Source organism: Aegicerativicinus sediminis, from assembly GCF_015476115.1.
Taxonomy (GTDB): Bacteria; Bacteroidota; Bacteroidia; order Flavobacteriales; family Flavobacteriaceae; genus Aegicerativicinus; species Aegicerativicinus sediminis.
Genome location: NZ_CP064295.1, coordinates 2,807,571 through 2,827,930, shown reverse-complemented (window position 1 = coordinate 2,827,930; position 20,360 = coordinate 2,807,571). Strand labels below are relative to the sequence as shown.

At 34.8% G+C, this 20,360-nt stretch carries 16 protein-coding genes; 15 read left to right on the top strand and 1 reads right to left on the bottom strand.

Going from position 1 to position 20,360, the window contains the following annotated elements:
• Nucleotides 1–68: 68 nt before the first annotated feature.
• The 7 genes from ISU00_RS12170 to ISU00_RS12140 all read left to right on the top strand — a co-directional run bounded on the left by ISU00_RS12170 (nucleotide 69) and on the right by ISU00_RS12140 (nucleotide 6,456).
• A complete protein-coding gene (locus ISU00_RS12170) occupies nucleotides 69–830 on the top strand; it encodes a DUF6090 family protein (RefSeq protein WP_228850937.1) in 762 nt (253 codons plus the stop codon).
• On the top strand, nucleotides 827–1,579 hold the full coding sequence (locus tag ISU00_RS12165) for a DUF6090 family protein (RefSeq protein ID WP_228850936.1): 753 nt from the start codon (nucleotides 827–829) through the stop codon (nucleotides 1,577–1,579). Before ISU00_RS12170 ends, ISU00_RS12165 begins: the two co-directional genes overlap by 4 nt.
• Nucleotides 1,572–2,315 carry a DUF6090 family protein gene (locus ISU00_RS12160; protein WP_228850935.1) on the top strand — a complete coding sequence of 248 codons (744 nt, stop codon included), beginning with the start codon at nucleotides 1,572–1,574 and terminating at the stop codon, nucleotides 2,313–2,315. Before ISU00_RS12165 ends, ISU00_RS12160 begins: the two co-directional genes overlap by 8 nt.
• Nucleotides 2,308–3,069 carry a DUF6090 family protein gene (locus ISU00_RS12155; RefSeq protein WP_228850934.1) on the top strand — a complete coding sequence of 254 codons (762 nt, stop codon included), beginning with the start codon at nucleotides 2,308–2,310 and terminating at the stop codon, nucleotides 3,067–3,069. Before ISU00_RS12160 ends, ISU00_RS12155 begins: the two co-directional genes overlap by 8 nt.
• A gap of 71 nt (nucleotides 3,070–3,140) precedes the next feature.
• On the top strand, nucleotides 3,141–3,869 hold the full coding sequence (locus tag ISU00_RS12150) for a DUF6090 family protein (RefSeq protein WP_228850933.1): 729 nt from the start codon (nucleotides 3,141–3,143) through the stop codon (nucleotides 3,867–3,869).
• 11 nt (nucleotides 3,870–3,880) lie between these two features.
• The gene (locus ISU00_RS12145) at nucleotides 3,881–4,633 is read left to right on the top strand and encodes a DUF6090 family protein (RefSeq protein WP_228850932.1); all 753 of its coding nucleotides are present in this window, start codon (nucleotides 3,881–3,883) and stop codon (nucleotides 4,631–4,633) included.
• Nucleotides 4,634–4,764: 131 nt separating this feature from the next.
• Nucleotides 4,765–6,456 (top strand): alkaline phosphatase family protein, encoded by a 1,692-nt coding sequence (locus ISU00_RS12140; RefSeq protein WP_228850931.1) that lies wholly within the window; start codon nucleotides 4,765–4,767, stop codon nucleotides 6,454–6,456.
• Nucleotides 6,457–6,460: 4 nt separating this feature from the next.
• Here ISU00_RS12140 and ISU00_RS12135 read toward each other — a convergent pair whose 3' ends face one another.
• Nucleotides 6,461–7,519 carry a hypothetical protein gene (locus tag ISU00_RS12135; RefSeq protein WP_228850930.1) on the bottom strand — a complete coding sequence of 353 codons (1,059 nt, stop codon included), beginning with the start codon at nucleotides 7,517–7,519 and terminating at the stop codon, nucleotides 6,461–6,463.
• A 139-nt stretch (nucleotides 7,520–7,658) separates the two neighbouring features.
• Between ISU00_RS12135 and ISU00_RS12130 the strand changes: the two genes are divergently transcribed.
• The 8 genes from ISU00_RS12130 to ISU00_RS12095 all read left to right on the top strand — a co-directional run bounded on the left by ISU00_RS12130 (nucleotide 7,659) and on the right by ISU00_RS12095 (nucleotide 20,357).
• Nucleotides 7,659–8,315 carry a hypothetical protein gene (locus ISU00_RS12130; RefSeq protein ID WP_228850929.1) on the top strand — a complete coding sequence of 219 codons (657 nt, stop codon included), beginning with the start codon at nucleotides 7,659–7,661 and terminating at the stop codon, nucleotides 8,313–8,315.
• Nucleotides 8,316–8,768: 453 nt separating this feature from the next.
• Nucleotides 8,769–12,503, top strand: a complete 3,735-nt coding sequence (locus ISU00_RS12125; RefSeq protein WP_228850928.1) for a two-component regulator propeller domain-containing protein — start codon at nucleotides 8,769–8,771, stop codon at nucleotides 12,501–12,503.
• A 28-nt stretch (nucleotides 12,504–12,531) separates the two neighbouring features.
• Nucleotides 12,532–13,674, top strand: a complete 1,143-nt coding sequence (locus ISU00_RS12120) for an FIST signal transduction protein (RefSeq protein WP_228850927.1) — start codon at nucleotides 12,532–12,534, stop codon at nucleotides 13,672–13,674.
• An 11-nt stretch (nucleotides 13,675–13,685) separates the two neighbouring features.
• Nucleotides 13,686–13,988 carry an EthD family reductase gene (locus tag ISU00_RS12115; RefSeq protein ID WP_228850926.1) on the top strand — a complete coding sequence of 101 codons (303 nt, stop codon included), beginning with the start codon at nucleotides 13,686–13,688 and terminating at the stop codon, nucleotides 13,986–13,988.
• 99 nt (nucleotides 13,989–14,087) lie between these two features.
• Nucleotides 14,088–15,251 (top strand): FIST signal transduction protein, encoded by a 1,164-nt coding sequence (locus ISU00_RS12110; protein WP_228850925.1) that lies wholly within the window; start codon nucleotides 14,088–14,090, stop codon nucleotides 15,249–15,251.
• Nucleotides 15,244–16,281, top strand: a complete 1,038-nt coding sequence (locus tag ISU00_RS12105) for a sensor histidine kinase (RefSeq protein ID WP_228850924.1) — start codon at nucleotides 15,244–15,246, stop codon at nucleotides 16,279–16,281. Before ISU00_RS12110 ends, ISU00_RS12105 begins: the two co-directional genes overlap by 8 nt.
• 7 nt (nucleotides 16,282–16,288) lie before the next feature.
• Nucleotides 16,289–18,340 (top strand): tetratricopeptide repeat-containing sensor histidine kinase, encoded by a 2,052-nt coding sequence (locus ISU00_RS12100; protein WP_228850923.1) that lies wholly within the window; start codon nucleotides 16,289–16,291, stop codon nucleotides 18,338–18,340.
• Nucleotides 18,341–18,344: 4 nt separating this feature from the next.
• The gene (locus tag ISU00_RS12095) at nucleotides 18,345–20,357 is read left to right on the top strand and encodes an ATP-binding protein (protein WP_228850922.1); all 2,013 of its coding nucleotides are present in this window, start codon (nucleotides 18,345–18,347) and stop codon (nucleotides 20,355–20,357) included.
• The last annotated feature ends 3 nt before the right edge of the window (nucleotides 20,358–20,360 follow it).

Below are 20,360 nucleotides of genomic sequence, written 5' to 3'. Positions count from 1 at the left end.
TTAACTTTCAGTCCCCAGCCTTTTTAAATAAAGCAAGCGTAGTTCTAACTAACCAACCTTTTGAATCTATGAATTCTTTTTTCCGAAGAATTAGGCATGGACTTTTTCAGAATAAAAAATTCCTCAATTATTCATTATATGCCTTAGGCGAAATTATCCTTGTAGTAGCAGGAATCTTAATTGCCCTCCAGATAAATAATTGGAATGAGGAAAAAAAGGAAGCCAAAAGCCTTCACACAAATATTTTATCAATTAAAAATGACTTAGTTGAAGATTCAATTATTATAGAAGAAATACTATCTACACTACAAAAACAGGAACAAGCAGCTAAAAGAATAATTCCAGTTTTAGAGTCGGAGGATAAAATAATTAAGGATTCCTTAGAATTTATACTCGACTTCAATGAATTAACTACGACACCTATTATTATAGATCGAAACAATACATGGCAGCTATTAACCTCCAATGGGACATTGGCCGAATTTCCGGATCCCGAATTATTAGATATGCTTAATTATTATTATAACCGCACCAAAGAACTTGGTATAAATTTTACCAATTCAGCTAACCCGGTGCGCCTAGAACTTCGTAAACTGAAATACGAACTCTTTGAAGAAACTGAACACCGTAAATTTTTCCCAACCCCAAACCCTAAAGTACCTTCAAAAAAAGTTTACAATGCCATTTTTGAAGATAACCGAGTACTTCCGCTAGGCCGATATATTGGTAGCACAGCCTCTTATTTCGAAAAAGGATATGAAGATTTGCTTGCAAATGTTAATTCCTTGATTATCTATATAAGTAATCACTATGACCACTCTAAACAATGATAAAAATTTTTAGGTCCATCCGTCAGTCATTAATTATGGAACAGAACAATGCCCGATATTTAAAGTATGCCCTTGGTGAAATAGTTTTGGTTGTCGTTGGTATTCTTATTGCACTCCAGATTAATAATTGGAATGAGGATCAAAAGTTCCACAAACTAGAAATCAAAAAACTTAGGGAAATATCTAATTCCCTTATCCAAACCAAAGCGAACATACAGCAAGCACAAGAAGAAGACAGCCGGTGGATGCATTACAACGAGATAATACTCGAACATTTAGAATACAGAAAGCCATATACCCCTGAATTGGATGTTAGCTTTGGAAGTTATTTTTGGTTTTCTAGGCCTGAAATAGAATTTTCTGCCTTTGAACAATTGAAATCCACCGGATTAGACCTTGTTTCCAACGATCAATTACGCACAGAAATCGTTCGCCTATTTGAAAAAAGATTTCAATTAATTTATTCCGAAAACAATCAATGGAATCTTGAATATATTAACGTCACCTTGCCAATCCATTTAAAGTTATTTCGAAAGGTATTTCCAGAAACGTGGGTACCCGGAAATGACGAATATGCAAAACCGATTGATTATGATGGATTGCTCGACAATGATGAGTTTAAAAATTTGCTGGCAGAGAATATAGCCCTACGCAAGTTCGGAATTTCTTATTATGATATTGCTATTGAAGAATGCAATAACTTAATTAATTCAATAAGCACCGAAATAAATCGATTGGAAGATGAGTAAAATATGGAATAAATACCGACTAGATACTTTACTAAAAAACAAAATTTCTAAATATTTCATATATGCAATAGGTGAAATAGTATTGGTAGTCATAGGTATTTTAATAGCTCTACAGATCAATAATTGGAGTTCCTACAAAAATGATAGATTACTTGAAAAGCAATACCTCGAGAATTTTTTAAGAGACTTTAAAAACGATTCAAGCAGCTTAGCATACTTTTCAGATACCTATCCGAAAAAAATTGAGGTTCTTCTTCAAGCTAGAAAATATATCCATCAAGGGATAGAAATAAAAGATTCACTTGCATTTATTGACAATATGGGCTATGGTGGAGTTGGTAGCCGAGCATCAATGGTAGAGTCCAAAAGCACCTACGACGATATGATTAGTACTGGTAATTTACGTTTATTGAGTAATGAAAATCTTAAACAATCTATTCTATATTATTACCAAATGGTTGAGAACACCAAACTTTATTTGGGCAACCTAAGAACAGAATATGCAACTTTTATCAATTCCTTTTCTCCATATGACTCAAGGCATAGTTTTCAATTAGAACCAAAAGATGTGCAGCTAGCTTTTAAGGCTTTTAAGACAGACGAATTTTTAAGATTAACAAATTCTGAATTAACCTATGCCTATGCTTTTAGGGTTCGTGTGGATCTATTGTGTAAGATCAACTCTCATGTTATCAAAGAAATTAATAAAGAAATAAATCGGTTTGAGTATGATTAAATTCTTTAGATCTATACGCCAATCTTTAATTATGGATAACCAAACTTCAAGATATATTAAATATGCCATCGGAGAAATCGTATTGGTAGTAATAGGGATTTTAATTGCCTTACAGCTTAACAATCTAAATGATGACAGAAAAAATACCGCAGAAGAACTATTTATTCTTAACAGCCTAAATGACAATTTGCAGTCAGCCCTAAAACAATCAGATTATCAGATGTCTGTTGAAAAAGCCAATGTTTCTCGACTTATAGGTGTCTTAGGTTGGTCTAAAGACGGAACTTATATAAATTTAGATACCATTTCCGACTCCACATTTAGTAAAGCGTTATGGAATATAGGACCAGATATACCTATACTAAACACCTATACAAATCTCAAAAACAACAATAAAATAGGGCTTATAAGAAATCAGGAAATTACAGAAAAATTCACGCTTTTGGAAAGGAGTTTGGAGGAGTTAAAAGGCATGTTGGATGACAGATTAATTGTCCACCAAACCAGAATTGATGACATAGCGGAAAATGATATCAATTTTGTACGCTTCCTAAAATTGGAATTAAAGGAAATTGACATTTCTCAAGAGCCTATAAATGATTATGGTTCCTTACTCAAAAATCAACGCATCAGAAATCTACTGTCAATAAAATTAAGAATGACATTAGATGTTGTAGAAGATCGAGAATCTCTTAATAAGGAAATAACAGATTTGAAAAACCTTATTGAAAAAGAAATAAACAGACACAGATAGGAATTTCACAATAAAAACCTATTGAAATCAACATGCTAAAATTCTTTCGCAATATTCGAAAAACCTTGATTATGGAAAACAAAACTTCCAAATATCTAAAATATGCCATAGGTGAAATTGTGCTGGTTGTTATTGGGATTTTAATTGCACTTCAAATCAACAATTGGAGTGATCAGAGGAAATATGATGAAAGGATGCAATCTTTCCTAAAGAACATTCAGAAAGATTTAAAAATCGATATTGAAAATAGCCAAGAAAACCTAAAACTTATCAGAGAATATATTAATCTTCATAAAACATTTTTAACCACAACAGATTATTCTGCATTTCCCACAGATAGTTTGGAAAAATTACTTGACACGCGTTATTTCCGTTTTGAAACAAATCACACCACTTTTGAAAAAATCACTAATGGTGGCATCACCCAAATTTCCAATGACGAACCTCTTTCCGACAAGATTTATAACTATTATAACACGCTATTACAAAGAACGGAATTAATGAATTCCTGGGACCTCAATTCGTCTAGAAGTAAAGCTGAATTTATTTTTTCAGATGAAACCAATTTCGAAATTGACATTCGAAATTATGGATATGAAAATCCACAGGAAATCCCAATGGTTTTAGACAGCCAAACAAACCGAAAGAGAATGCTTGATATACTAACAAGGATTTATGTGAGGAACGAACTGAAGCTAGATTTATATCGAAAATCGAGGATAATGGAATATTTCGAAAATCGAAAAGACACAATTCAAGATTTAATTTCAGAGATTGATAAGGTCTTAGAAAACTATTAATGTAAACCTAAATGATTTCAATATTTAGAAAACTGAGGAAAGACCTTATTGAATCTAATAAAACCAAGCGATATATTAAATATGGCATAGGAGAGATTCTTCTAGTGGTTATTGGTATACTGATCGCCCTCCAAGTGAATAATTGGAATGAGAACCGCAAATCAGAAAAACGAAAAACAGCCTTATTATACGCCTTAAAATCTGAATTCGAACTGAATTTAGTGCAACTCGACAGTGTATTACTTTATGATAAAAAAGTAATAGAAAGTTCCTATAAAGCCTTAAAGCTTCAACCAACTGACCCCTTATTACAAAACCGTGATTCTATGAGGTGGTTAATACAAAATACCAGTTGGATTTGGACTTTTGACCCCCAGAATGGAGCCTTGCGATCTGGCATGTCATCAGGGGATATAAACCTTATAGAAAATGACACCTTGGTTAATATGCTATTCTCTTGGCAAGACTTAGTTGCAGATGCAAAGGAAAATGAAGATCGAACCTTGATGACTCGGCTTGAAGCAAAGCCTGTTATAGGGGCTTATGTTAGGAATGTGGATTATCGGGGAACCGAGTCAAAAATTTTAGGAGAAAGTAAATTTGAATCAGATTATATTGGTTTAATCAATGATCCCTTGTTTGAGGATTATATTTCGGATAGGTTAACAAGAACTTCTGAAGCTGTTAAGGAACTGGGGATGGTTAGAAAGTATAACCTTCAAATAATAAAAATGGTAGACGAAGAATTAAGAAGCGGAAATTGACTTAACCAGATAAAAATAAATATCAGAATGGGTAAAGTTTTTCCAAAACTACCGACATAGTTTTATAAGGATTTCTTAATTGTTTAACAATAATCCTGAAAGGCTTTATCTTTACTAAAATTCCATTTTACATGTTCCAGAAATATCTTCAAAATTGCCTCCTTGCAGCCATAATTTTTTCTCTTAACAGTTTTTCCGCTTTTTCGCAATCCAAGTTAAACGACAACCCAAAAATTGTAGTTGGTATAGTTGTCGACCAAATGGGTTACGGCCTGTTGCATAAATTCAAATCCAAATACGGAGAAAAAGGGTTTAACCGGCTGATCAATGAGGGTTTCAATTTTGAAAACCACAACTTTAATTATATACCTACAGTAACTGCTGCCGGACACGCCAGTATTTATACCGGAACAACACCAAGCGATCATGGCATCATCAATAATACGTGGTATAGTCGTGAAATAAAGAATCTAAATGATAACGTACGTGATCCGCAAGTACGATTATTAGGTATAGAACGTGACGATATTGTTGGTTCTTCACCCAATTATCTAATGGTTTCGACCATAGGTGATGAACTTAAAAAATCGAATGAAAATTCAAAAGTTGTCAGTGTTTCTTTAAAAGATAGAGCAGCCATATTGCCAGGTGGAAAAATGGCAGATGCTGCTTATTGGTACGACTGGCATTTTAGTCCGGGAAATTTTGTTAGTAGTTCTTTTTATTTTGAAGAGGTGCCAAAATGGGTAGAAAAATTCAATGAAGATGGAAGGGCCAGCAAGGCATTAGACTCAGTTTGGAACACAGTTTACCCTATAGAAAGTTATACAGAAAGTGCGCCAGATGACAATTCTTTCGAAAGAGCAATAGGAGGCAAACCCACACCAACTTTCCCTTACAATTTTCCAGAGTTACGAGAAGTATATAGGCAACAAAATGCCGAATATCAGCTCTTACTAATTTCTCCAGCCGGCAACTCAATGTTAACAGAATTTGGAATCCAAGCCATTGAAGAGGAAAAATTAGGCAAGGACAAGGATACCGATCTGTTTTGCATAAGTTATTCAGTAACAGATGTCATAGGACATACCTTCGGACCACAATCTGTGGAAATGGAAGATGTTATGATTCGGTTAGATAAGGAAATAGAAAAATTACTAGATTACCTGGATGATAATTTTGGTCAAGAAAATTATACGGCATTTATTACCTCAGACCATGGCGCAGGACCTCCTGCATCTCAACTTGCAGCCTTAGGCGAACCCACAGGTGTAATATCAAATAGGGTTTACCAAGACAGTATAAATTATCATTTGGCCAAAACTTATGGGTTAAAGCCTTGGGTAGAATATTTTGAAACAGAAAACCTATTCCTGCGCCGGGAATTAATTGAACATGAAAATTTAGACTTGTCTAAAATTCAAAAGGAGGTTGCAAATTACCTTTTAACTTTAGATGGAATTGCCTACGCTATTCCAGCAGGCAATTTGAACAAAGGAAAATTTGAGGGTAAAGTTGAAAATATGATTCAAAATGGATTTTATCCAGACCGATCAGGAGACGTTATGGTTGTCTATGATCATGGAACCATTCAAACCATCCGTCGAGTTTTAAATATTGAAGATGTAAAAGGATCTGTGCATGGATCACCTTATGAATATGATACCCATGTACCATTAATCTGGTTCGGTAAAGGCATAAAAAAAGGCACTTCGGCAGAACAGGTAGCGCCTACGGATATAGCACCAACTTTGGCTAAAATTTTGAAAGTTAAAATGTCTGAATCAGTAAAAGGAAAACCTTTAATGGAAATTTTTGAATGACTTGTTAATTATCTCTTGCCCTCGCAACTATTAGATTATTAAAATCGTTATCGTTAGCTAATATGTTATAAAATCCAATTATAAAATCTTTGGCTCTTCCATAGCTCTGCTCATTTTCGAAATAAGTTTTGTACTGTTCCATGGTCGCAAAAACCTCAGCCCTCTTTTCCAAAAATTCTTTACGCACTTGCTCTAAATAAACATTCCCTCGTTTAAATCCACGGTAATAGCGTTCGGTGACATTTTCAATTGGCAAAGGTTCTTTGCCAACCAAAGAAACAACGCCATAACTTGGATCAACTAGTCCACACAAATCAAAATCGTAAGGTATTGGAATAACGGGACCATCTAAGTACATAAGTTTTTGATTATGGCTATAGGCAGTAGAAAAATCGGTATTTCCAATCATAAACTGGAAAAATTCGTTCCGAACACAGTTTAAATTCTCTTGAGCCATCGGATGTACCTTACGTTTTACCTCCTTACCACCAAAACGATCGAGTACATTGTCAAAATCTTCAATTAAAAAACCTTTTATCTCGTATTCCTTAACCTTATTCCTAACCTCTTCAATCAACTTTATATCAACTAACCGAGTATTAAAATGGTATGGACTTATTAGCTCATAGATTTTATAAGCTAAAAATTCTTTGATGACGTCATCACTATTGCCTTTCTCCTTCAAACAAGGCATAACAACCTTAAGCTTTTTATCTTCTTCAAAAATGGTGTTTTTGCGTTGCGCCTTCTTAATTTTCAACTTTACTGGAGGAAAGTAACATTCCCTCAATCTAAAATTCCCCCTAACACGCATCTCAACATCTAACGTTTTCCATTCATCATCAGAGAAATATTTAAGCTTGGAATCGACATATGTACTATCATTGGTCTCTTTCTTGAGATCTTTTATAGAATAAGATAACTCGATAGGAAGAATAGCATCTGATTGAAACAATGGAGAAATCTTGCTCTCTTCAGCGGTTTTTAAATCATTTTGGGGGTATGAAATTTGATAAACCACTAAAAAAAGCAGCAATAATAAGTTGGTTACTTGCTTTTTCACGGGAATAAGGTTAGCTTTATAATGCTTAATTTAAGAAAAACTAACCATAAATCTCTATTTTTCCATAATAAATTTTAGGACGTGGGTCGTTTTAATCTTTTCTTTTTTAACGACTTACTTCTGTTACGAATACAATTTGGTGTTCAATGTAGACCTCACCTTATTAAGTATCGCAATTGTATTTCCATTGGTTTTTAGCATCCGTGGCTCCTTTAGACGTAGGGAAAAGGCTTTGGAACATTTAAGTCAATTTAGAAGTTCATTAAAAACAGTAAACAATTATATAAATAGCGATGTACGGCTTTCTGCTGAGCATAAGTCTGAAATGAAGCAGCTCCTATGCAATATTAGCACTCACACTTTAGAGCATCTAAAAAACAACACTACCGAATTAAACGAATTAGACGACACTGTAGATTATATAGAACAATTTATATCTAATTACAAAGAATCTCTTTCCGCAAAAAGTAAAGACCGGGTATTGCGCTATTTAAATGATCTTCAAGAGGCAATTGATAATCTTCATGCTATAAACACACATCGAACTCCGAGGAGCCTTAGAGCATATTGCCTGATTTTTATTTTTCTATTTCCCCTAATTTATGCACCAGTAATCATAAATAATGTTGGAGGAAATACACCTCATTTTATAAGTTTTGCTATTGTTATGGTCACCCAATTTATTTTGGTTTCTCTTTATAACATTCAAAACGATTTAGAATATCCTTTTGACAACAGAGGTTTAGATGATATCAATTTAGACGGTTTTAAGATGGACCGTAAAGAATGTCCCTAAACTATTAAGGTAAAAATCCCCTTTCCCCACCACTCCATCCCTCAGGATTAAAATCAATTTTAACAGTATTACACATCATTTAGAGCAAAAAGCATTACTGTTTTTTAATAATTTTTTGATAACTTCATCGCTAGGATGCGGATGGGCAGTACATTCCTAACCAATTCCTACAGCTTCCAAACGCTACTATTACCCTACCGCATTTAACTAACAGCTTTATATTAACAATAGTGGCAGGAATATTTAAGTCGACTTTTTTTCTCCCCATTTTACAATTAGTTCGCTGTCCACGAAATATCTATTTATATGGCTTTTAATAGGTTATATGAATTTATTCTCTCTTTTCTCCCCCTGATCCTGATAAATAGCATGTGGTCCCAAACCGATTACCAACATAATATGTAACAACTGAAACATCTAATATATAACAACAGTTAATTCCTCTTTTGAATTGTGAATAAGTCAACTAATATCATTTCGTGTACTATTAAAATAGTAATAGCACTTGCCATTATTTCAATAACTGCATGTAAGCAAACCACAAAAGCACCACCATTGCCGTATATGGCATCGGAGTATGAACAACCAAAAACTTTTGATTATAGCATTACTGAATCAGACTCTATCAAATGGCAAACTATTGATTACCCTGGCCTAGAAAAGATTCCTAAAATTAAGTTCGATATGGCAACTTTGCCTTCAAAGCCAATTGATATAGACAATGTCCATTCTATCAAGGGTGTCCCAACAACAGAGGTACTTAATTGGAACAACTTAACTTCTTCCAAGTTCGACTATGGAAGCTTACCCACCCAAGAATTGAAAATTAAAGTAAAAAAATTAGGGGCACCTACAGTTGAAAAGGCTGGCCCAACTACAGTTTCTTTCCAAAATTCAAGAGGTATTTATAATCTCGAAACATCTTTTGGACTACAAGGAAGTGTAACTACTGTTTTTAAAGACAAGAATAACTATATATGGTTTGGTGGAACAAGTTCGATTGTAAAATATGATTCTAACCAATTAGAAATTTATGGTATAGAACAAGGGTTTCAATTTAGCAATGTCCAGTCAATTTTTGAAGATTCTAAAGGTAGACTTTGGGTAGGTGATAATAACGATCTAACTTTTATAGATTTTGAAGCAAAACTAATCCATGTGTTTGTAGGCTTATTTCCTGCAGGAGATAGAACCTACACAATTTTTGAAGATAACCAAGGTAAAATTTGGGCCGGTGGATGGTTTACTGGTCTAAAAATTATCGATTTAGATAATAAAGAAGCAAAATTATTTTCGGTAGATCAAGGTTTACAAGACAATGGAATTTTGAATATTGATGTTGATGCAGAAAACAATGTTTGGATAAATACCAGGCAGGGTATAAATATCCTAAACTTTGAAAAAGGCTCGAATACCGTTATTAACAAAGACTCAAAGTACCCTATTAGTGGAGGCAGTAGCTTTTTAAGGGATAATAAAGGAAATTTATTTATTGGCCATAATGATGGGCTATATATTTTAAACCCGAATAAAACTTCAATTACCTTTTATACACGGGATAACATAAACGATAATTTTGGAGGAATAATTAGAATTATCCAAGACCATGAAGACAACTATTGGTTAGGTACATTTCAAGGAAATCTATTCTCCCTTAATTTAGATCAAAACCTATTTGAAAATTTTAAGTTAGGAGGGCAGCAATCAGCCATAATTTACAATATAGTAGAGGGCAATAACGGTCTCATTTGGTTTTCTAATGTCAATGGTGGTGGGATTTATTATTTGGATAGATATGGGTATAGACCTGGAAATTTTAATGCCACTAATGGCTTAGAAGATGGAAATGTATGGGGCACATTGGAAGATTACACGGGAAAAGTTTGGATTGGAACTTACAATGGAATTGACATCTATAACCCTAATACCGGTAATGTTCAACACCTATCACCAAATGATGGCCTTATAGCGGCTAGGGCTACAGGCTTAATGGAAGATTCTAATAATCGAATTTGGTCTTATAGCACCTTTGAAGGGATTAATATTATTGACCAACAAAATGGGACGATTCAGCATTTATTAGATAGTCGATTTTTTAATGACGATTTTAACATAAGTGAAATATTAGAAATAAATCCTAATGAATTTGTTTTGGGATCATTTGGTGGGGAAATTTACCTATTGAATGAAAATGACAATACTCTTAAAAAATTTGAATTAAATAACGCTAGTACTACTTATTGGGTAGATGGCATCACAATAGACAGCAAAAATCGAATCTGGATTGCTACACGAGAGGAAGGTGTAGCAATTATTAGTGAAGACTTTAAAACGCTTTCATGGGTAAAAGGTGAAACTGGATTATTAACAAACCAAACATCTTGTATCACTTCAAACGACAATGACATTTGGCTTGGTACCCAAAGAGGCGTTCAAAAGTTGAATATTCAAGACAAGTCATCCATAACTTTCACAAAAGATCAAGGACTTCCAGCAAACGATATCTATTCTATTAAAACGAACGGGAATGACATTTATGCTGGTTCTTCAAAAGGATTTACTAGAATAAGTTATATCCCAAATAAAGAAAATGACAGTAATCAATGGACTTTAAAATCTATTGGTTATGAACAAGGCTTAAATTACGTCGACGTTTCTCAAAATAGCATAAGTTTTGATAAAAAGGGTAGATTATGGGCTGGGGTGGAAAGTCAAATACTCACGGTAATAGAACTTCCAACTAATGATACCGTCCCACCAAATGCTTTTATAACAGGTTTTAAAATATTTGATAAAGAAGCCAAATTCACCACAAACACAGACAGTCTATGGAAACTAACTGAAAACGATAAAATATTGTCGACAAATGAAAAAGATATTCTTTATTCGGCTGGAGGTAATTCAGAGGAAAAACCCTCCACTTCCGAAATGACTTTCGCTGGTGTTGAAGGCCCTTATAACTTGCCAAAAAATTTAGAATTAAAGCCTGATAAAAACTTTATCAGTTTTGATTATATGGGGCTTCAATATAAAAACCAAGACAAAATATCATTTACGTATTTCCTTGAAGGACTTGACAAGACATGGTCACCGATTACAAAAGAGACGACAACTGAAAATTATCGGGACTTACCCGCGGGCAACTACACTTTTAAAGTTGCTGCAAAAAATGACAATAATATTTGGAGTAAACCTGCGGAATTCAATTTTACCATTCTACCATATTGGTGGCAAACATGGTGGGCCTACCTCCTATTTGCCTTAGTTGGCAGTGCCATTTTATGGCGTATCATTCAATACCGATCACAATGGCTTAAGAGAGAAAATAGATTGCTTGAAGAAAAAGTATCACTGAGGACTACTGAATTAAGACGAAAAATCAACCAATTAAAGGAAACTCAAAATCAGTTAATCCAATCTGAGAAAATGGCTTCTTTAGGTGAATTAACCGCTGGTATCGCACATGAAATTCAGAACCCATTAAACTTCGTCAACAACTTTTCTGAAATAAATAAAGAACTCATAGACGAGCTTCAAGATGAAATAAAAAAGGGGCGTATGGATGAGGCCTTTGAAATATCCACCGATATAAAAAATAATGAGGACAAAATAATCCACCATGGAAAACGGGCCGACTCTATCGTAAAAGGTATGTTGATGCATAGCCGTAACCATAGCGGCCAGAAAGAATTCACAGACATCAACGCCTTGTGCGATGAATATTTACGGCTTTCCTACCATGGTCTTAGGGCCAAAGACAAATCTTTTAACGCCACTATGGAAACGGAATTCGACCCTAGCATTAAGAAAGTTGAAATTGTGCCACAAGATATTGGTAGGGTTATTTTGAATTTGCTGAATAATGCATTTTATGCCGTTCAGGAAAAGGGCAAAATACTCAATGGCAACTTTGTTCCCAAGGTAAAAATTAGTACAGAGAAAGAGGATGGTAAAATCAAAATCAAGATTCAGGATAATGGTAATGGCATACCACAGACCGTTCAAGATAAAATATTCCAGCCATTTTTTACGACCAAATCTGCTGGTCATGGTACCGGATTAGGCCTTTCTCTATCATACGATATAATTAAGGCACATAATGGCATAATAACCTTAGACACAAAGGAAAATGAAGGAACCACATTTCAAATTGAAATTCCTGAAAATAAAAAATCTAATGATGGATAATCAACCTATAACTTTTGAAACAACATAGATGAAAGCAAAATCAATACATGGCTTTAGCACCGCTGAAATTGCATCCAATTTGGAACATGCTTTGGAAGATGGGTTTACCCCTTCCCTAGCTATTGCTTTTATTTCAAAAAGTCAAGACAGAAAGGCTATAACCAATTTGTTGGATGAAAAGGATATTATTGTTTTTGGTTGTACCACCAATGGTGAATTTATTGATGAAACTCCTGAAAAATTCTCTGCGGCCATATTATTGTTAGATTTAGACAAGGAGGCATTCCACGTGTATTTTGAAGAATTCACCGACCAGCAGTATTATAAGGTAGCAAAATCCATTGCTGAAAAAGCAAATGACAAATTTTCTAAACCTGCATTTTTAATTGGTATTAGTAACGTTGCTGCCAACGGCGAAGAGGTGTTGAACGGAATCGCTGAAGTAGTTGGAGAGGATGTGAACGCTTTTGGAGGTGGGGCTGGCGACGATTACGCCTTTACCGAAACCTTTGTATTTACTAATGAGAATGATAGTGAAAATGCAATCATTTGCATTGCCCTAGACGAAGCTAAAATAAAAGTAAAAGGTATTGCAACCTGTGGTTGGAAGGCTGTTGGGACTGAGAAAATCGTCACCAAAAGTGAAGGCAACCATGTGTATACAGTAGACGATACACCTGTTTTAGACCTTACTGCCAAATATGGTGGAATTGAAAATCCTACTCCTGAAAACCAAAACATCTTAGTAGAAATTGCTGCCAATTTTCCGTTGCAATTGCAGAGGGAAAAAGGTGATCCCATTATGCGACCAGGTTTGGTGGTAGATTGGTCGGATCGCTCATTTTACACAAGTGGTTCAGTACCACAAGGCTCAAAAGTGCGGTTTTCATTACCTCCCGATTTTGATGTAATGGATAAGGTTGTTCAAGGGGTTAAAAAACTCAAAGACAATGAGATGCCTGAAGCTGATGCCATCGTTGTTTTTAGTTGTGCCGGTAGAATACTGTCTTTGGGACCATTAATGAATAAAGAACTTGAAGGTATTAAAGAGGTATGGGATGTCCCCATGGCTGGCATGTTTAGCAATGCTGAATTAGGTAGGGCAACCGGAGGAAATTTAGAAATGCATAACCTAACCACTTGTTGTGTGGCCTTAAAAGAAATAAATTAAACCAAATAACTATGATTAAACTAACTGCACTATACGGACACCCAACGGACGAGAATGCCTTTGAAGAGTATTACAATAATCAACATATGGCTTTGGTAGATGTGCTTAAGGGCCATGAAAAAATGGAATTCACCAAATTTCTGAATGCTGCAGATGGATCACGTCCAGAATATTATCGTCTTGCCGAATTTTGGTTTAAAGACGTGGATGCACTTCAGAGTACATTGGGGTCGCCAGAAGGACAAGCTATAGCAAATGATTTAGCCAATTTTGCCACAGGTGGGGTAACCTTATTAACAGGGATTATTGATTAGTTAAAATTTAATGAATCAAAAGCTTTACATAAACTACCTATTTATATTCAATGAAAGGTATTTAACCCCCTTTACAAAACACTCTTTTAATCCGGTTCTATGAAAGCAAAATCGATCCACGGAAATTCTGTAAATGAAATTGAGAATGCCTTAAAAATGTCAATGAAGGATGGTTTTAAACCTAACGTTGCCATAATGTTCATTTCTGTGAAACAGGATCGGAAGACCATAACGGACATTTTTAGCAAAATGGATATTGAGCTGTTTGGCGCCACTTCCTGTGGAGAATTTGTTAATGGTATACAATCCGAAGGTGGAGCTGCGGGTTTGCTCCTAGAACTCTCCTCCGAAACCTATAAAATCGTTTTGGGAGACATAGGAGAAAATACAATGGAGCATGCAATTAAAGAAATTTCAGATGCTGCCCTTAAAAAGTTTAAAAACCCGTCCCTTATCGTGTGCAGCACTGGTATCAATGAAAACTTTGAGATGTTTAATGGCGAAGACATGGTTAAATCCTTTGAGAAATTTTTGGGTTCAGATAAAATTTTTATTGGCGGGATGGCCGGAGATGATTGGCAATTGGAAGCCACTTATGTGTTTACAAATTCTTATGAAAGTAGAAATGGTATTATTGCCCTCGTTCTAGATGCCGATGTCATATCTCTTCGAGGCATGGCTATTACAGGTTGGAAACCCATGGGTATTTCTAGGACAGTAACCAAAAGTGCAGGAAATCTGTTATATGAGGTTGAAGGTAAATCTGCTGTGGATATGTACTTCCGATACCTAGGCAAAGAAGAAAAATTAAATGATAAGAATTTCGATTTATTTGAGGAACTGTCGTTTGAATTCCCCTTTATAGTAGAACGAGAAAATGGAGAAACCATTTTAAAAACCCCAATGAAAATAGATTATGAAAAACATGCCCTGGTTATGGATATGGAAATGCCCGAAGGTTCTAAATTTTGGTTTACCATGCCTCCAGATTTTGACATAGTCGAAGACATATTGGAAAAAGCTGACCATTTAAAAAATTCAGCAGATGATACGGCTGATGCACTATTAGTATTTTCATGTGCTGGTCGTGCTCCAATTCTTGGACCATTTGCAACTCAAGAAAATGAAGGTTTAGCTGCTCTATGGAGTGCTCCAATGGCCGGATTTTTTACGTATGGGGAATACGGCAGGGCTTTAAATGGAAAACAAAACCTTCATTCCGGTGCCTGCTGTTGGGTAGCTTTAAAAGAAAATCATGCATAGCCAATTAGAGCACATATTAAATTGGGTTCAAAAAAGTGATTCTATTGCTTCTGAGGAAAAGGAATTGCTTATAAAGGCTATAAAAAAAGTAGATTCAGATCTTACCATTTCAGAATTTAAACTTGAGCGTACCGAGAAAGTTAAGCGGACAACAGCTATTCTTTTGGAAGAAACCATTGAGGAACTAGACCAAAAACGAAAAGCTATTGAAGAATCCAATAATGCTTTAAAACAATCTTTGGAAGAGCTCAAAGCCACCCAAGCCCAATTGATTCAATCTGAAAAAATGGCAAGCCTTGGTGAACTTACCGCTGGTATCGCCCATGAGATACAAAACCCATTGAACTTTGTAAACAACTTCAGTGAGGTTAGTAAGGAACTGCTTGAAGAAATGAAAGAGGAACTGGAAGAAGGGAATTTGGATGATGTCAAGGAAATCGCTGAAGATGTTATACAAAACCTTGAAAAGATTAACCATCATGGTAAACGAGCAGATGGCATTGTAAAGGGAATGCTGCAACATAGCCGCACCAATAAAGGGGAAAAGGAAGAAACAGATATCAATACATTGGTGGATGAATATGTTCGCTTGGCATACCATGGTTTAAGAGCTAAGGATAAAACCTTCAATGCATCCATAGAAACAAATTTTGATGACGATATCCCCAAGTTGAATATAATACCACAAGATGTTGGCAGGGTTATTTTGAATATTTTAAACAATGCCTTCTATGCCACCCAGGATAAGTACAAAAGCCTGCATGGAATTTTTGTACCGACCGTAAAGATCAAAACCAAAAATGAAAAGGGAAACATAACCATTTCTATTGAAGACAATGGCAACGGGATACCCCAAAACATTATAGACAAAATATTTCAGCCTTTTTTTACAACCAAACCAACTGGTCAGGGAACTGGTCTGGGATTGAGTCTGTGTTATGATATAATTAAGGCACATGGAGGTCAGATAGAAATGATAACCCAAGAAGGAATGGGAACAATTTTTCAAATTCAATTGCCTAAGAATTGATGAAAAAATGACCGAACAATATATAGATATGATCTCAATAGAGGCTAATATTGACAATTTAAATGAGCTCGCTTGGCAGACTAGAATAAATGATTCAGAAAAATCATTTGAATTCAGTGAAAAAGCAGTTCAGCTCGCTCGTGAAGCCAATTATAAAAAGGGTTTGGCTTTATCTCTTTGCCTTCATGGATTTTCCTACATAAGATTATTAAAAAATGATAAAGCATTACCTCTCCTTAAAGAATCTTTAAGCCTTTTTGAAACTCTTGGAGATATCAGAGGGCAAAGTATCTCATATGAGTATTTGGGAATTATCGAGCGTAACTGGGGTAATCTCGGATCTTCTTTGAATTTACTTTTAAAAAGTCATGAACTAGCTACTCTTTCAGGAACAAAAGAAACACTTACAACAGTTTGTTATCAGATAGGGGTTACTTATAAACACTTAGGCAATTATGAAAAAGCCCTAGATTATCTATTTGAAAGTCTGTCAATCGCAAAAAGTTTCGATTTTGAATTGATGGAAGGTTATTCGATCAATATTATTGGATTGGTCTACTTTGACAATGGCGATTATGAGCATGCATTGGAATACTTCAAAAAAGGATTGGCAATCAGACAAAAATCACACGACAAATGGGGTGAAGCTGGAAGTCTAGATAATATCGGATTTACTTTTTTGAAGTTAAAAGAATATGATCATGCAAAAAATTATTTCGAAAAAAGTCTTGAAATAAGTAAAACGACAGGAGACAATAAAGGGAGGGCTAATACCTTGTTACATCTTGCTGAAATTTATAAGGAGAGGGGAGAAATAAATGAGGCAAGAAAACTTGCTCACCAGAGCCTCGAAATAAGGCGTAATGGAGGTGATAAAAGAGGTGAAGTAGAAGCTATTTTATTTATTTCAAATCTCAATACCAAAAATATTGATGGTGATGAATTTACCTATAATTACCTTGAACAATCACTTAATATAGCAGAAGAAATTAATGCTAAAGATTTAATAAGCAAAGCACATTTTCATTTATATAAATTTCATAAAAAGAAAGAAAAATTCCATTTGGCATTATTTCATTTTGAGGAATATTTTAACAAAGAAAAAGAACTTCATAAAAATGCAATCGACCAAAAAATTTTAAATATTGAAACATCTTTTAAAGCTGAGGAAGCAAAAAAAGAAGCAGAAACTACCAAAAGGCGAAATGAAGAGTTAACAAGATTTAATGAAGAAATCAAAAATCAAAAGTTAAAGCTTGAACAAATCTTAGCTGAGCTCAAAGCCACCCAAGCCCAATTGATTCAATCTGAAAAAATGGCAAGCCTTGGTGAACTTACCGCTGGTATCGCCCATGAGATACAAAACCCATTGAACTTTGTCAACAACTTCAGTGAGGTTAGTAAGGAACTGCTTGAAGAAATGAAAGAGGAACTGGAAGAAGGTAATTTGGATGATGTCAAGGAAATCGCTAATGATGTAATACAAAACCTTGAAAAGATTAACCATCACGGTAAAAGAGCAGATGGCATCGTAAAGGGAATGCTGCAACATAGCCGCACCAATAAAGGTGAAAAGGAAGAAACGGATATCAATACATTGGTGGATGAATATGTTCGCTTGGCATACCATGGTTTAAGAGCTAAGGATAAAACCTTCAATGCATCCATAGAAACAAATTTTGATGACGATATCCCCAAGTTGAATATAATACCACAAGATGTTGGCAGGGTTATTTTGAATATTTTAAACAATGCCTTCTATGCCACCCAGGATAAGTACAAAAGCCTGCATGGAATTTTTGTACCGACCGTAAAGATCAAAACCAAAAATGAAAAGGGAAACATAACCATTTCTATTGAAGACAATGGCAACGGGATACCCCAAAACATTATAGACAAAATATTTCAGCCCTTTTTTACAACCAAACCAACTGGTCAGGGAACTGGTCTGGGATTGAGTTTAAGTTATGATATCATAAAGGCTCATGGAGGAAAACTGAATGTTGGCACAAGAGATAATGAAGGAACCACTTTTACAATTCAATTACCAAAAACCTAATTCAATGAGATTTCTAAGGATCATAATTCTTTTTGCAGTTCTTCCAAGTATCTCCTTGGGACAAGAATCTAGGTATTTGGATAGTTTGGAACAAATTATTCAGACAACCAACAATGATACCATTAAAATGGATACCTATAGAAATATGGGGTTCTATCTTCAAAATGGTCAGGTAGATAGTGCGGAGTATTACCATCAGAAACAGTTAGAGTATGCCGAGAAGCTGAATATGAAATTGTACGAGGCAGATGCCTACCAACAAATAGCCTACGTTAGATTATGGCAAAATGATTTATCTACTGCATTAACGAATTACAATAAGGCTTTAAAGATTGCTAATGAACCTAATAGTGCCGACATTGGATGGGGATACCAAAATTTCTCATTCTCCGAAAGCCCAGAAGAGGCAAGACTTTCAATTATTGGCATGCTGCATTATGAACTTTCAACCTTATACAGTGCATCCAGAATGGAGAGCCGTCAGAAAGAAGAACTTGAAAAAGCCATCGAAATAGGTGAAAAATTAAAGAATCAAAAAATACTATCACTATCCACTCGAGACCTTGCTACCATTTACGAGAACAATCAACAACCTGATTCTGCTTTGGCATATTATAATCAATCATTAAAATATTATAACAACTCACCCTACATTACCGGCCTATCAGGAACCTACCAAGGCATTAGCAGATATTATCTTAATAAGAGAGAATATGATTCTGCTTTACTATTTATAGAAAAATCAATTAAAGCTAATGAAGCTTCAAATGAACTTATTGGTTTATCTACTTCTTACTACAGTAAAGGAATGTTGTATTCAATTTTAGGGGTAAATGATTCTACGTTGTACTACACGAATAAAGGAATTGATGTTGCCGAAGAGATAAGCAATCAACAGAATTTAGCTACAGGTTACACCCTATTATCAAATATATATAAAAACTTAGAACAACCAGAGTCTGCATTGTACAATCTAGAAAAAGCGAAGACTTTAAATGATAGTTTAAATAATGACTACATAAATAAGTTGATTCAAATGCAAAACATCGGTTTTGAGGAGCAACTTAGGCTTAAACAAATTGCTGACGATCAGATTGCTTCACAAAACCGTTTAAAGATGATAGGGCTAATAGTGGCAATTGTAATAATTCTTTTTGTAGCTCTCTTCCTATACCGTAATAATCAACAAAAACAAAAATCCAACACCAAATTAGAAAACACCCTTTCAGATTTGCAAGCTGCACAAGCCCAATTGATTCAATCCGAAAAAATGGCCAGCCTTGGAGAACTTACTGCTGGTATAGCCCATGAAATACAAAATCCATTGAACTTCGTGAATAATTTTAGTGAAGTAAGCAAGGAACTAATGGAGGAAATAAAAGAAGAGTTGATTAATGGAAATTCAGAAAATGCTAAGCAATTGGCCCAAGATGTCATTAACAATCTCGATAAAATTAACCATCACGGTAAACGTGCCGAAACCATTGTAAAAGGCATGCTACTTCATAGCCGTGGCAACAAGGGAGAAAAGAAAGAAGTCAATCTAAATGCTTTAGTGGATGAATACATACGATTGGCATACCATGGTTTAAGGGCTAAGGATAAATCTTTTAATGCCACTATTGAAACTGATTTCGATTCTAATATTAAAAAATTTGAACTAGTTCCACAGGATATTGGTCGGGTAATACTCAATTTGTTGAACAATGCTTTTTATGCGGTTCATGAAAAGCAGTTAAAAATGAATGGCGCCTACAATCCTACTGTATCGGTAAGTACTAAACAAATTGGAAACAAAATAGATATTGAAGTAGGAGATAATGGGGATGGTATACCCAAAAACCTGAGAGATAAAATATTTCAACCATTTTTTACCACCAAACCGACTGGTCAGGGAACTGGTCTAGGATTAAGCTTAAGTTATGATATTATTAAAGCCCATAATGGCTCTATATATATTGATAGTGAAGAAAATAAAGGAACCGTCTTTAAAATTGAATTGCCTTACAGCAATTAACAT

Coding starts and splice junctions, on each gene's coding strand:
- ISU00_RS12160 (WP_228850935.1), top strand. CDS start 1,572: ATGAGTAAAATATGGAATAAATACCGACTAGATACTTTACTAAAAAAC.
- ISU00_RS12165 (WP_228850936.1), top strand. CDS start 827: ATGATAAAAATTTTTAGGTCCATCCGTCAGTCATTAATTATGGAACAG.
- ISU00_RS12150 (WP_228850933.1), top strand. CDS start 3,141: ATGGAAAACAAAACTTCCAAATATCTAAAATATGCCATAGGTGAAATT.
- ISU00_RS12095 (WP_228850922.1), top strand. CDS start 18,345: ATGAGATTTCTAAGGATCATAATTCTTTTTGCAGTTCTTCCAAGTATC.
- ISU00_RS12110 (WP_228850925.1), top strand. CDS start 14,088: ATGAAAGCAAAATCGATCCACGGAAATTCTGTAAATGAAATTGAGAAT.
- ISU00_RS12105 (WP_228850924.1), top strand. CDS start 15,244: ATGCATAGCCAATTAGAGCACATATTAAATTGGGTTCAAAAAAGTGAT.
- ISU00_RS12120 (WP_228850927.1), top strand. CDS start 12,532: ATGAAAGCAAAATCAATACATGGCTTTAGCACCGCTGAAATTGCATCC.
- ISU00_RS12145 (WP_228850932.1), top strand. CDS start 3,881: ATGATTTCAATATTTAGAAAACTGAGGAAAGACCTTATTGAATCTAAT.
- ISU00_RS12100 (WP_228850923.1), top strand. CDS start 16,289: ATGACCGAACAATATATAGATATGATCTCAATAGAGGCTAATATTGAC.
- ISU00_RS12115 (WP_228850926.1), top strand. CDS start 13,686: ATGATTAAACTAACTGCACTATACGGACACCCAACGGACGAGAATGCC.
- ISU00_RS12155 (WP_228850934.1), top strand. CDS start 2,308: ATGATTAAATTCTTTAGATCTATACGCCAATCTTTAATTATGGATAAC.
- ISU00_RS12140 (WP_228850931.1), top strand. CDS start 4,765: ATGTTCCAGAAATATCTTCAAAATTGCCTCCTTGCAGCCATAATTTTT.
- ISU00_RS12170 (WP_228850937.1), top strand. CDS start 69: ATGAATTCTTTTTTCCGAAGAATTAGGCATGGACTTTTTCAGAATAAA.